This is a genomic window from Actinomycetes bacterium, from assembly GCA_022396035.1.
In the GTDB taxonomy this organism is placed as follows: Bacteria; Actinomycetota; Humimicrobiia; order Humimicrobiales; family Humimicrobiaceae; genus Halolacustris.
The window spans coordinates 13,650-27,163 of record JAIOXO010000021.1 but is presented as its reverse complement, the minus strand read 5'-3'; the positions used below and the strand labels follow the sequence as shown (position 1 = coordinate 27,163).

The 13,514-nt window shown below is 44.3% G+C and carries 9 protein-coding genes; all 9 read right to left on the bottom strand.

Going from position 1 to position 13,514, the window contains the following annotated elements; genetic code table 11:
* Nucleotides 1-487 (bottom strand): type I glyceraldehyde-3-phosphate dehydrogenase (locus K9H14_06985; protein ID MCG9479941.1); only part of this gene is annotated, 487 nt, incomplete at its 3' end.
* Nucleotides 488-640: 153 nt separating this feature from the next.
* A complete protein-coding gene (gene rapZ / locus K9H14_06980) occupies nucleotides 641-1,525 on the bottom strand; it encodes an RNase adapter RapZ (GenBank protein MCG9479940.1) in 885 nt (294 codons plus the stop codon).
* Entirely contained in the window at nucleotides 1,503-1,880 is a 378-nt protein-coding gene (locus K9H14_06975; protein MCG9479939.1) for a phage holin family protein, read from the bottom strand. The genes rapZ and K9H14_06975 overlap by 23 nt, the downstream gene beginning before the upstream one ends.
* A 22-nt stretch (nucleotides 1,881-1,902) precedes the next feature.
* On the bottom strand, nucleotides 1,903-3,750 hold the full coding sequence (gene uvrC, locus K9H14_06970; GenBank protein ID MCG9479938.1) for an excinuclease ABC subunit UvrC: 1,848 nt from the start codon (nucleotides 3,748-3,750) through the stop codon (nucleotides 1,903-1,905).
* 2 nt (nucleotides 3,751-3,752) lie between these two features.
* Nucleotides 3,753-6,602: an excinuclease ABC subunit UvrA gene (gene uvrA, locus K9H14_06965; GenBank protein MCG9479937.1), complete on the bottom strand. Its 2,850-nt coding sequence runs from the start codon at nucleotides 6,600-6,602 to the stop codon at nucleotides 3,753-3,755.
* A 2-nt stretch (nucleotides 6,603-6,604) separates the two neighbouring features.
* Nucleotides 6,605-8,623, bottom strand: coding sequence for an excinuclease ABC subunit UvrB (gene uvrB / locus K9H14_06960; protein ID MCG9479936.1), 2,019 nt, complete (start codon nucleotides 8,621-8,623; stop codon nucleotides 6,605-6,607).
* Complete coding sequence (gene coaE, locus K9H14_06955; GenBank protein ID MCG9479935.1) at nucleotides 8,607-9,245, bottom strand: dephospho-CoA kinase; 639 nt, start codon at nucleotides 9,243-9,245, stop codon at nucleotides 8,607-8,609. Before coaE ends, uvrB begins: the two co-directional genes overlap by 17 nt.
* 120 nt (nucleotides 9,246-9,365) lie before the next feature.
* Nucleotides 9,366-10,622: a 30S ribosomal protein S1 gene (rpsA, locus tag K9H14_06950; GenBank protein ID MCG9479934.1), complete on the bottom strand. Its 1,257-nt coding sequence runs from the start codon at nucleotides 10,620-10,622 to the stop codon at nucleotides 9,366-9,368.
* A 99-nt stretch (nucleotides 10,623-10,721) separates the two neighbouring features.
* A complete protein-coding gene (gene polA / locus K9H14_06945) occupies nucleotides 10,722-13,376 on the bottom strand; it encodes a DNA polymerase I (protein ID MCG9479933.1) in 2,655 nt (884 codons plus the stop codon).
* Nucleotides 13,377-13,514 lie beyond the last annotated feature (138 nt).

Genomic DNA, 13,514 nt, shown 5'->3' with positions numbered 1-13,514 from the left:
CAAGCCCGTTGGTGGTACAGGAAGCATTACTTATAATGTTGTGCTGGTTCTTATCATACTTTTCATCATTTACACCCAGTACCAGAGTAATATCGGCGCCATCGCCTTTCATGGGCGCAGACACTATAACTTTTTTAGCTCCAGCATCCAGGTGTTTCTGTGCCTGTTCCCTGGTTCTGAATATACCGGTAGCTTCCAGCACTACCTCTACCCCCAGATCACCCCAGGGTATCTCTGCGGGATCCTTTATAGACATGACCTTTATCCTGTCATCTCCCACTACAATGCTGTCGCCCTCTACTCTAATATCCTTATCCAGAATGCCGTATACAGAATCATATTTTAAAAGATGGGCCAGAGTTTTAGCATCAGTTAAATCATTGATAGCTACAAAATCAAACCCTTCGCCCTTATCATATTTAAGAGCTGCCCTCAAGGTCTGTCTTCCTATTCTTCCAAAACCATTAATACCTACTTTTATTGCCATTAGTTCCTCCCTTGGTCAATATTTACACTGTCTTTTTTCACTTAAAATTACAAATTAAGAGATTCTAACAAAATTGCACTAAATTTAAAAGAACAATTTAGGTTATTATATAATATATACCCTCCAATAAGAAATAATTTATATTTAACCCAGCTATCCCCGGCCTATATCCTTATGGGTTATTTTAACCGAATATCCCTTAATCCTTAAATAATCAGAAATCTTTTCTGAAAGAACCACCGACCGGTGTTTGCCTCCGCTGCATCCTATGCCTATGCCCAGGTAACTTTTACCTTCCTCAATATAGTTGGGGATAAGAAAATCAAGCATCTTTTCAAGCATTCTCAAAAACCTTTTGGTTTCATTTCGGGACAACACAAAGTCTATAACCTGCTTATTGGTCCCATTTAAATCCTTGAGATTTTCATCATAAAAAGGATTGGGCAGAAACCTCACATCCATAACCATATCCACGTTATCAGGAAGACCGTATTTGTAGCCAAAAGATATAACCGATATCTGAAGCAGATCACTCTTCTTGATCCCGGTTACCATCCTTTCGGTTATGGCCATCCTCAGTTCCTTGGCACTGAGCAGGGTGGTATCAATAATTAAATCAGACTTCTTCCTCAGTTTATGCATCTTCTCTATTTCCTGCTCCACCCCTTTACCAATATCCCCGTATTCTACCAGTGGATGCTTCCTTCTGGTTAGTGAGTACCGGTTAACAATCACGCTTTTGGAAGCTTCCAGAAACAGTATTCTGTAACTTATATTCCTCTGCTTCAGCTGCTCTAAGGCCTTATGAATATGGTCAAAGAAATAACCGCTCCTTAAATCAATGGCCACCGCTATATTGCTTATGCTTTTATGGCTCACCGAAAAAAAGTCAATGAGGTTCAGCAGAAGGCTGGCCGGCAGGTTGTCAATACAGTAATAGCCGGCATCTTCAAAATAATTCAGGGCCTCGGTCTTGCCGGCTCCGGACAGGCCGGTAATTATAATCAGATTTACCTTATTCTCTTTTTTTTCTCTCATAATAAATTATCTTGGTCAATATTATACTTATTATGCTTATCAGTACCGAGCTGACCACATAACCCCAGAAACCATTAACCTTCAGGCCGCTCAGGAAATAATCAACAATCCATAGCATACCAGCATTTATAACAATATTGAATAACCCCAGAGTTAATATGTTTATGGGCAGCGACAGAAACTTTACAATAGGTTTGATAAAAGTATGCAGCAAACCCAATAGAAGCCCTGCCAGAAAAGCTATCCTAAATTTTTCACCGGTGGTGTCGCCCATTATGGCCACAAAGGGTAAAAAATAGGAAGTTACCGCGATAGAAAAAGTCATTATGACCCAATCCAGAATCCATCTAAGCAAAACCTAAACCTTTCTTCTCTTATTATTTATGGAAATAATTATATATGTTCAGGGCATCCCTGTAACTGATCCCCTTTATATTCATTAACTTTTCTATCGAGTATCCCCTGAGTTCATCCACGGACCCGGCATGCTGGTTAATATACCTTTTCTTCCTGGGACCTATTCCCTTGATTTCGTCCAGTATGGACCACACCATATGTTTTCCCCTCAGTTTTCGATGGTAGCTTACCGCAAAATGATGGGCCTCATCCCTTATATTGGTAATTATCCTCATATAGGGGCTGTCCAGGTCCAGCTTTATGCCTTCAGGGTAACTCCTGCTGAAAATTATCTCCTCTTTTTTAGCTATGCTGATAAGGTCAATGCCTGCCGCTTTTTCCCTTTCTAAAACCTCCAGGGCCCGGTTATACTGACCTTTTCCGCCATCAATAATAATCATATCGGGAGCAATATAGAAACTGTTTTCTATATCCATCCGGTCATGTTCCAGATAAGCCAGCCTCCTGGCCAGCACTTCCCCCAGCATGGCATAATCATCCTGGCCCCCTATCTCCCTGATCTTGAAATGCCGGTAGTTCTCCTTTACCGGGCTGCCGTCTACAAAAACCGCCATGGAGCCCACAGCAAAACTCTGGCCCAGGTTGGAAATATCATAACATTCCATACGCCTGGGGATATTTCTGAGTTCCAGCACCTTCCTTAACTTTAACAGTTCATTGTACAGCCTGCTGTGTCCGCTGTCCTTTTCAAATTTCTTCTTCTCCATGTACAGCCGGGCATTACGGTTGGCCATATCCATAATCTTTTTCTTCTCTCCCCGCCGGGGAACCTTTATCTCAATATTTTTTCCCTTCTGGCCCTTGAGCCAATCCATTAATGCCTCCATGCCCTCAAAGTCCCGGGGGACATAAATTACCGCGGGCATATTGTTGATGCCCTCATAATACCTGGTTATAAAACCAGAAATTATATCACTGTAGCCCATATACTGGGTATTACTTATAAGGAAATTGTTTACCACCGCCAGCTCTCCGTCCCTGTAAGAAAAAAAACTGATGGCAGCCGAGCCGCCCTGCTTGCATACCCCCAGCACATCCCATATCTTGCCTGACTGGAGCATTATTTTCTGCTGCTGGTATATGCTCTGGATATTGTTCAGTATATTTTTTAATTCTGCCGCTTTTTCAAACTCCTGATTTTTAGCATGCCTTTCCATATCCTTTAATACCCTGTCTGCCACTATGCTGCTCTTGCCTTTTAAAAACATGCTTATGTACTCAATATTCTGGCGGTATTCCTTTTCGCTTATCTTTCCTATGCAGGGAGCCGAACACAGGCTGATATGGTAATTTAAGCAGGGCCCCTGGTTGTTTTTGCCCGGCCGGGGCTGCCTGCAGTCCCTGACCTTAAATGATTTCCTCAAGGTTTCCAGAACATTCCTGGCCGGGCGCACATTGGTATAGGGCCCAAAATACCTGGCTCCTTTGATATTGCGGTTGCGGGTAAGAAACAGGCGGGGGTACTTTTCATTTTCTGTAATAACCATAAACGGATAAGATTTATCATCCTTTAAGTCTACATTGTAACGGGGGTGGTTTTTCTTGATGAGGCTGCTCTCCAGTACCAGAGCCTCCACCTCATTATCCGTAACGATATAATCTATTTTTTTTACCCGGTGAAAAAACACATTAATCCTGGAAACCGGAAGGTCCTGATCCTTTTTATGGGTAAAATAACTCCTCACCCGTTTGTTGATATCTTTGGCTTTACCCACATATATAATTTTGCCTGACTCATCCTTAAACAGATAAACTCCAGGTTTATGGGGAAGGATATCCAGAATTTTTTTTAATTTCCCGTGTTCCATGCCTACACTTTGGTTTTTTCCAGATTGTCCTTAACATGTTTTTTTAAGAAACTACCGGTATAGGAATCAGGGTGTAATGCCAGCTGTTCGGGGCTTCCCTCTGCCACAATATTTCCGCCTTTATCTCCCCCCTCGGGCCCCAGATCAATAATATGGTCAGCATTTTTAATAACATCAAGGTTGTGCTCTATAACCAGAACCGTATTTCCGGCATCCACCAGCCGGTTTAAAACCTTTAACAGCTTGTTTATGTCATCAAAATGCAGGCCGGTAGTTGGCTCGTCCAGCAGATACAGAGTGCTGCCGGTGCTCCTTTTGGAAAGCTCGGTTGCCAGCTTAACCCTCTGGGCTTCGCCGCCGGAAAGAGTGGTGGACGACTGGCCCAGCTGGATATAGCCAAGTCCCACATCATTTATTACCTTCAGCTTATTGGCTATGCGGGGAATGTTTTTAAAAAAGCCCAGGGCTTCTTCTATGGTCATGTTCAATACCTGGTCAATATTTTTCCCTTTGTATTTAATCTCCAGGGTTTCCCGGTTATACCTCTTTCCCTTGCAGACCTCGCAGGGTACATAAATATCCGGAAGAAAATGCATCTCTATCTTTATCATCCCGTCGCCCTTGCAGGCCTCACATCTTCCTCCTTTTAAATTAAAGGAAAACCGTCCCTGGCTGTATCCTTTCATTTTGGCTTCCACCGTTTTAGAAAACAACTGGCGGACATAGGTAAACACACCGGTATAGGTAGCAGGATTGGACCTCGGTGTCCTGCCAATGGGAGACTGGTCTATAACTATAACCTTATCCAGGTCCTGGTAACCCTCCAGCCGGTCATAATAACCGGTCTGGTGATGGGTGCGGTTTAGTTTATTATGCAGGGCAGGGTACAGTATATCATTTACCAGAGTACTCTTTCCCGACCCGGAAACCCCGGTTACCGCCACAAACTTGCCCAGAGGTACACTTACATCTATAGATTTCAGATTATGCTCCCTGGCCCCTTTAACGGCCAAATGGCTGCCATTACCCTTCCTTCTACGGGAAGGCAGCCCGATAGTTTTTTCTCCCTTCAGGTACTTTCCGGTAATAGACCGGGAACAATCATACATATCCTCAAGGCTGCCACTGCACACTATATGGCCGCCGTGCACCCCCGCCCCGGGGCCTATATCCACGATATGGTCCGCCTGCCTTATGGTTTCCTCGTCATGCTCTATAACTATGATGGTATTTCCCAGATCCCTCAACCGCTTGAGTGCCTCTATAAGCTTGGCATTATCTCTCTGGTGCAGCCCTATACTGGGCTCATCCAGGATGTAAAGTACACCCACCAGTCCTGAACCAATCTGGGTAGCCAACCTTATTCTCTGGGACTCTCCCCCGGACAGGGTGCTGGCCTCTCTGGCCAGGGTAAGGTAACCCAGGCCCACATCCTTTAAAAAGTTCAACCTCTCTGTTACTTCCTTCAGTATGCTTTTACCAATAAGCATATCCCTCTGGCTGAGCTTTAATTGTTTTAACCAGTCTATTTCCTGTTCAATGGTAAGTTCACAGAAATCAGCTATGGATAATCCCCCCACGGTTACTGCCAGGATTTCCGGCCTCAGTCTCTTGCCTCCACAACTGCTGCAGGGCCTGGCAACCATTAGCTGCTCAAACCTGTTTCTCTGGTGGTCGGAATCTGTTTCCAGGTACCTCTTGCCCACCATATTGGCAAGACCCTCAAATTTTACATAATAGAATTTCCGCCTGCCTTTAAAGCTGCGGTAACTTATCCTCATTTTATGGCCGTCAGCCCCGTACAAAATTAAATCCTTTATGGACTGGCCCAGTTCCTGGAAAGGGGTATCAAGATCAAAACTGTACTCTGCTGCCAGGGTTTTCATGATCTGGGAGTAATAATTGGAATACCCCATGCTGATAAAAGGTATGGCCCCATCATTTATACTCAAATCAGGATGTTCCACTATAAGGCCGGGGTCCACCTCTTTCTTCATACCCAGGCCGCTGCAAGCCTTACAGGCCCCGTAAGGGCTGTTAAAAGAAAACATCCTGGGAGTAAACTCCTCAAAATCTATCCCGCACTCTACACAGGAAAAGTTCTCGGAAAAAGTCATAAGCTCATCCGTATCCGGCAAATGCACATAAGCCAGGCCCTCGCTCTCCCTGACCGCGGTTTCCATATCATCGGTAAGGCGGGCCCTTATGCCCTCCTTCATTTTCAGCCTGTCTATTACTATTTCCACATCATGCTTTATGTTCTTGTCCAGGTCCGGAGAAAAATCTTCATCCAGTTCATGGATTCGTCCATCCACTCTTACCCTTATATAGCCGCCCTTTTTTATGTTCTCAAAAAGTTTAAGGTACTCACCCTTACGCCCCCTGACCACCGGAGACAGAATCTGAAATTTGGTTCCGGATTCCAGCTTAAGCACCCTTTCCACCATCTGGTCCACAGTCTGTCTGGCTACCGGCCGCCCGCACTTGTAGCAATGGGGCTTTCCTATCTGGGCATACATTACCCTCAGATAATCATATATTTCAGTTATGGTGCCCACCGTGGAACGGGGATTCTTGGAAACCCCCTTCTGGTTGATGGAAACCGCAGGCGAGAGGCCTTCAATTAAATCCACATCCGGTTTATCCATCTGGCCCAGAAACTGACGGGCATAGGAAGAAAGAGATTCCACATACCTCCTCTGTCCTTCAGCATAAAGGGTATCAAAAGCCAGAGAAGATTTACCCGATCCGCTTACCCCGGTAAAAACTATAAACCGGTCCCGGGGCAACCTCAGGTTAATATTTTTTAAATTGTGCTCCCTGGCACCTTTTATATATATTTCTGATTTCACTTCTAAACCTCAATATTGGTAATTTTCTTTATTCTTTTTATCTGGTCCCTTATAACCGCTGCCTTTTCAAACTCCCTGTCCCTGGCCGCAATATGCATTTCCTGCTCCAGCCCTCCCAGTATATGGGCAATCTGTTCCGGATCCATGGACATAAGCCTGGTTTCACTGTAGCTTGCCTTCTTCTGGGACACCTTGAATTCATCCTTTTTACCCTTGGACTTTATGCCGGCAGCATACAGTATATCAGTTATATTCTTACTTATGGTGGTAGGTATGATACCATGTTTCTCATTATACTCAATCTGTATATTTCTTCTTCTTTCAGTTTCCCCCACCGCATTCCTCAAAGCAGTGGTAAACTTATCCGCATACATTATGACTTTGCCGTTTACATTCCTGGCCGCCCTGCCAATAGTCTGTATCAGGGATATCTCTGAGCGTAGAAACCCTTCCTTGTCTGCATCCAGGATAGCCACCAGCGAAACCTCCGGTAAATCCAGCCCTTCCCTCAGCAAATTTATCCCTACCAGCACATCAAACTCCCTGCTCCTTAAACCCCTCAGTATCTCTATCCTCTCAATGGTATCAATAGTGGAATGTAGATACCTTACCTTTATATCCTGGCTGGCCAGGTAATCAGCCAGATCCTCGGCCATCCTCTTGGTAAGGGTAGTAACCAGCACCCTTTCATTCTTTTTTATCCTCTCTTTAATCTCCGATATAAGGTCATCAATCTGCCCCCGGGTAGGCTTTATGACTATCTCCGGATCCACCAGACCGGTAGGCCTGATAATCTGCTCCACTACCTGTTTGCTTACCTTCTGTTCATAAGGGCCAGGAGTAGCAGAAGTAAAAATTACCTGGTTTATCTTTTGTTCGAACTCTTCAAACCTTAGAGGACGGTTATCCAGGGCTGAAGGCAGCCTGAAACCATATTCCACCAGAACCTGCTTGCGGGAACGGTCCCCTGCATACATTCCCCTGATCTGGGGTACGGTTATATGGGATTCATCAATAACCATTAAAAATTTTTCAGGGAAAAAATCAATCAGGGTATTGGGGGTCTCTCCCGGCTTCTTGCCCAGTATATGGCGGGAATAGTTTTCAATACCGCTGCAAAAACCAAGTTCGGCTATCATCTCCATATCATACCTGGTACGAGACTCCAGCCTCTGGGCTTCCAGCAGTTTGCCCTGGTCCTTAAACCATTTAAGCCTTTCCTGAAGTTCTTCCTCAATGGTCTCCAGCGCCCTGTCCACCCACTCCATGGTGGTTAAAAAGTGGGTGGCCGGCGATATTACTACCGTATCCCGGTCACTGTAAACCTCTCCGGAAACCGGATTAAATTCCACTATCCTTTCAATATCATCACCAAAATACTGCACCCTTATAGCTTTATCCTGATAGGCGGGAAAAATCTCAGCGGTATCGCCCTTTATCCTGAATTTGCCATTGGTAAAGTCATAGTCATTTCTCTCATACCTTATATTTACCAGCCTCCGGATAAGCTCATCCCGGGGATACTCCTGGTCCGCCTCAAGTATTATCCTCTGCTTTCCATATTCTGAGGGCGAGCCCAGGCCGTATATACAGGACACGCTGGCCACCACAATCACATCTTTTCTGGTATAAAGGGAATTGGTAGCAGAAAGCCTCAGCTTTTCAATTTCTTCATTTATGGAGGTATCCTTTTCAATATACATATCCTTGCTGGGAATATAGGCTTCCGGCTGGTAATAGTCATAGTAGGACACAAAATACTCCACAGCATTATGGGGAAAGAATTCCCTGAATTCATTGGTCAGCTGGGCGGCCAGGGTTTTATTGGGCGCAATCACCAGGGTGGGCAGCTGTATGTCCCTGATAACATTGGCTACCGTATAGGTCTTACCGGAACCAGTAACTCCCAGCAGAGTTAAAAACTTCTGTTTCTGCTGCAGGCCTGCGGCAAGCTGGGCAATTGCGCTGCCCTGATCACCCTGAGGCCGGTAATTGGATACAATCTCAAACCTGTTTGCCATTTTTTACAGAACTCCTGAAAACAATATCCCGGGCCAGGTCTTCTGCTTCAGCTGCCAGTCTTTTCTCCGAACGGTGATTATCTATAATCCGGTCCACCAGACTCTTGTCTATCCTTATCTTTTGGCCTTTTATCTTCATCTCAGCTTCCGCTTCAGAAATGCCCTTGGATACAAGATACTTCTTTCTTAATCGGGGAGGAGCTTTAACCCAGGTTATGTGGTCACATAGAATATTAAGCTTGCAATTAAACAGCACTGCTGCATCTATTATAATATAGTCCTTATGCTGGTTGGACTGAATCTGTTCTTTAATTTCACTCCGGATAAGGGGAAACATAATACGGTTTAGCCGGGTAAGCTGGGATTGATCAGTAAATACCTTTTTAGCCAGCTGACCGTAATCCAGCCGGTCCTGGCTAAAAACCTGATCCCCAAATTCCATCCTTATATCTTTTAACAGATCAGGATAGTTTTCATACAGTTGTTTGGCCAGGCTGTCCACATCTATTAACAGGCTGTTTTCCAGCTGCTGGCCCAGTATCCGGGCCACCGTAGTTTTGCCCGATCCTATTTTACCTGCTATTCCTATTATAAAAATTACATCCTCCCTATTAATTACCACAATAGTTCAATGATATATCATAAAAGATAAAAATCAATTAACGAGGTATTCAGGCAGCCTTGTATTCTGCCTGAATTAAAACAGAGATTATTTATTTGCTGCGTCTATGGATTAAGCCGGTCAGTTATCCAGGTTAGCTTCATCTTTCATTTCTTTGAGCAGTTTCTGTATGGTTTCCTGTTTTTCCTTGGAAGAATCTTCATCAGTTTCTTTGGCTTCTTCCTTCTCTTCTGCCGGCTGCTCTTCCTGCTCCTGCTTATTCTGCTGGGGCTCTTCTACCTGCTTAACACTAAAAGCCATCCTTCTCTTATCGAAGTCTATATCTATAATCCTGACCATAAGCTCATCCCCAATCTTGGCCACGTCACTGGGTCTCTTTATGGGTTCACTGCTCAGTTCCGATATATGAACCAGGCCTTCCATTCCATCTTCTATCTGTACAAATAACCCGAATTTTACAATCCTGGTTACCTTGCCCTTTACGATATCCCCATTGGAAAACTGCTTGATTTTTTCCATCCAGGGATCCTTCTGGGTTTGTTTGAGACCTAAAGAAAGCCTTTGTTTTTCATAATCGACATCCAGTATTTCCACATCCACTTCATCATTAACTTCCACCACTTCGGAAGGATGCTTTACATGATTCCATGAAAGCTCTGAAATATGTATAAGACCGTCCACACCATCAACATCTACAAAAGCGCCAAATTCCGCGATGCTGGTTATCACGCCTTTCCTGATCTGTCCCACCTCTATGTTTTCCAGAACTTCTTTTCTCTGTTCTCTTCTTTCATCTTCGATAATAGCTTTTCTGGACAGCACCACATTATTACGGTTACGGTCAACTTCAATTATTTTACATTTACATTTTTCACCAATATATGAGTCCAGCTCCTTGGTTTTTCTTACATCTATAAGTGATGCCGGTAGAAAACCCCTCAAACCTATATCCAGTATAAGGCCTCCCTTAACGCATTCTATCACTTCACCCTCTATGGTGCCTCCGCTTCTGTATAATTCTTCTACCCGGTCAAAATTCTTTTCTACCTCTGCTCTCTTCTTGGAAAGCAACAGCCTTCCGTCCTGATCTTCTTTCTGCAACACCAGTATTTCCACTATATCCTCAACACTGACTATTTCTTCGGGTTTAGCATTATTCCTAATGGATAATTCAGATAACGGTATCACTCCTTCAGACTTGTAGCCGATATCGATCAGCACCTCGTCCTTGTCTATCTTCACTACCCTCCCCTTGAGAATATCTCCTTCATTGAAATCTATAATGGTTAAGTCGTAGTTCGGAACCAGATTACCGTTCTCATCCTCCACCATACAATTATCTTCAGTAATGTTTCCTTCTAAATTATCCTTAAACATATTTTAATAAATCACCCTCTCTTTTTAATAGTCCAAAAAGAATATCACGCAAAATAAAAATTATCAATATTTTGAATTATTTATTATAAAATATTTTTATTAAATATACCAATTAGGCCCCGTCTTTATGTCCACTTTGAGTTTTACCTTCAGGCTGACACATCCTTCCATGGATTCTTTTACCAGCTTTTCAACCTCAAAAGCATCCTCCTTCTTAAGCTCCAGGACCAGTTCATCATGTACATTCAGTATTATATTGCAGTCTAAATTTTGCTGGCAGGTATTGCGGTAAACATTAACCGTGGCCAGCTTCATGATATCGGCTGCACTACCCTGTATGGGGGTATTTACAGCCAGCCGCTCCCCTACGCTCCTCAGCCGCCCATTGCTGCTGCCCAATTCCACGATCTTCCTTTTTCTGCCAAAAATAGTGGTAGCATAACCACAGCTGTAAGCGGTCTTTATCAACTGATCCAGATATTCCTTTACCCTGGGATACCTGGCAAAATAAGTGTTTATATAATCCTCTGCTTCCTGCTCGGTAATTTTCAACCTGCTCATAAGCCCGTACTTGGTCATGCCATAAATTATGCCAAAGTTGATGGCTTTGGCCTTCCTGCGCATGGAATCGTCTACCTGATGGTAATCTACGCCAAAAATCTCCGATGCGGTCCTGGAATGTATGTCCTGTCCCTGGTTAAAGGCCTCAATCAAGCTGCTGTCCTCGGCAAGATGGGCCAGTATCCTCAGTTCTATCTGGGAATAATCAGCAGCCAGTATAAGGTCATATCCGATTCCCGGCACAAAAGCCTTCCTGATCTGCCTGCCCAGAGAGGTGCGGATGGGTATGTTCTGCAGATTGGGGTCATTGGAGCTGATGCGGCCGGTGGTGGTGCCCATCTGGTTATAAGTTGCATGAATCCTTCCATCTTCAGGATCTATAAGCCGGGGCAGAACATCTATATAGGTGTTCTTAAGCTTGGTCTGTTCCCGGTAATCCAGGATCCTGGCAATAACCGGGGACTGGTCATATATGGCATAGAGAGCAGAAGCGTCGGTGGAATAGCCGGTCTTGGTCTTTTTGGTAGCAGGAAGGTTAAGCTTGTCATAAAGTATGGAGGCCAGCTGCTGGGTGGAATTGATATTGAACTTTTCCCCGCACAGGTCAAATATTTCCTGTTCCAGTTCTGCTATATTCTTCCCATACTCTACTATAAGCTCATTCAGGTATCTCTTGTCTACATGTACCCCCTTAAACTCCATATCCGCCAGAACCATTATCAGCGGTTCCTCTATATCCCGGTACACCTTATCCAGGCCTTCCCGGTCTATCTGTTCCCTTATCTGGTCTTCCATCCGGCTTAAAAGCCCTATGCTGACCACTCCCGATTCCAGGACTTCATCCTGGTCTGAACCTAATTCTAACTGCATCTGGCCCCGGGCCGGTCCCTGTTTTAAATCCAGCCCGCAGAGGTTGGATATCAGCTGTTCCAGGCTGACATCGGGCAGGTGCTGATTTAACAGCAGGTACAGGATTTTCAGGTCAATTACCTTACCGGAAAAAGAAAAACCTTCCTCCATAAAAATCTTAAAAATTACCTTAAAATCAAAACCACATATGCCAATGCCCGAGTTCATAAGAGCAGACAGGCTATCCCTTACCCCCTTGTTGGCCAGGTATCTACCCTCCAGCAGGTAAACCTTGTCGGTGCCCCCGTAAAGCAGCAGAACAGGTGCTTCCGCCTCCACTCCCAGCATATACAGTTTGTCCCCTATCTCTAAACCCAGCTGCTCCAGATGCTGGCCGGAGCTCACAGCTACCTTCTTTTTCTGATCCAGTTTAATATCAGAGGCCTCCGTCCTGACCTTTCCGTCAAGGTTCAGACTATCCAGCTTCTTTAAAAGGTTTCTAAATTCCAGGCTGTTAAACAGCCGCTCCACCTTGGCCATATCTATATCAGAAAAGGACCGGTGTAAATAATTACGGATATCCAGCTGGTCAATTATTCTTAACCGGGTCAGCTCCAGGCTTTTTTCGGCTATCTCCTGATTTTCAGTTAAAATTGATTTAAGCCTTTTGTTTTTTACCTTATCTATATTCTGAAAAATATCTCCTATCCCGGAAAACTGTTTTAACAACTTCCTGGCAGTTTTGGGCCCTATTCCCGCCACTCCCGGAATATTATCCGAGCTGTCTCCCATCAGAGCCAGCAGATCCTTTATTCTTTCCGGCCCTACCCCATACTTTTCCTCCACTTTTTCAGCATCATAAACCAGGGTGTCAGTTATTCCCTTTTTATTGACTATAACCCGGATTTTTTCAGATACCAGCTGCAGAATATCCTTATCCCCGCTGGCAATAAGTATCTGACTGTACTGTCCGCCAGCCTTCCTGGCAATGGTAGCAATAAGGTCATCGGCTTCAAAGCCTTCCATTTCCAGCGAAGGGATATTCAGGCAATCCAGCACCTCCTTTATGAGGGGGAACTGGTCATTTAAGCCCTGGGGCATCTTCTTGCGGTTTATCTTGTATTGATCATAAGCATCATGCCTGAACGTAGGGCCCCTGGTATCAAAGGTGGAAATAATACTTTCCGGCCGGTAATCTTCAATAAGCTTAAACAGCATACTGGTAAAACCCAGAACCGCATTAGTGAGGGTGCCCGCACTGGTAGCTATAGTATCGGGGAGAGCATAAAATGCCCGGTAAGCTATATTGTTTCCATCTATGAGCAGCAGCTTTTTATCTTCCAAATATGATCCTTAAATAAATTTGACTTTTCCAAAAACCCTTTATATTATACATTTACATTCAAGGATATGTAAAATTGGCATATCCGGGCAAAGAAGCCTCAATTTTAAAGCAATGAAGCATGTCTCTTAGGCGCAGCA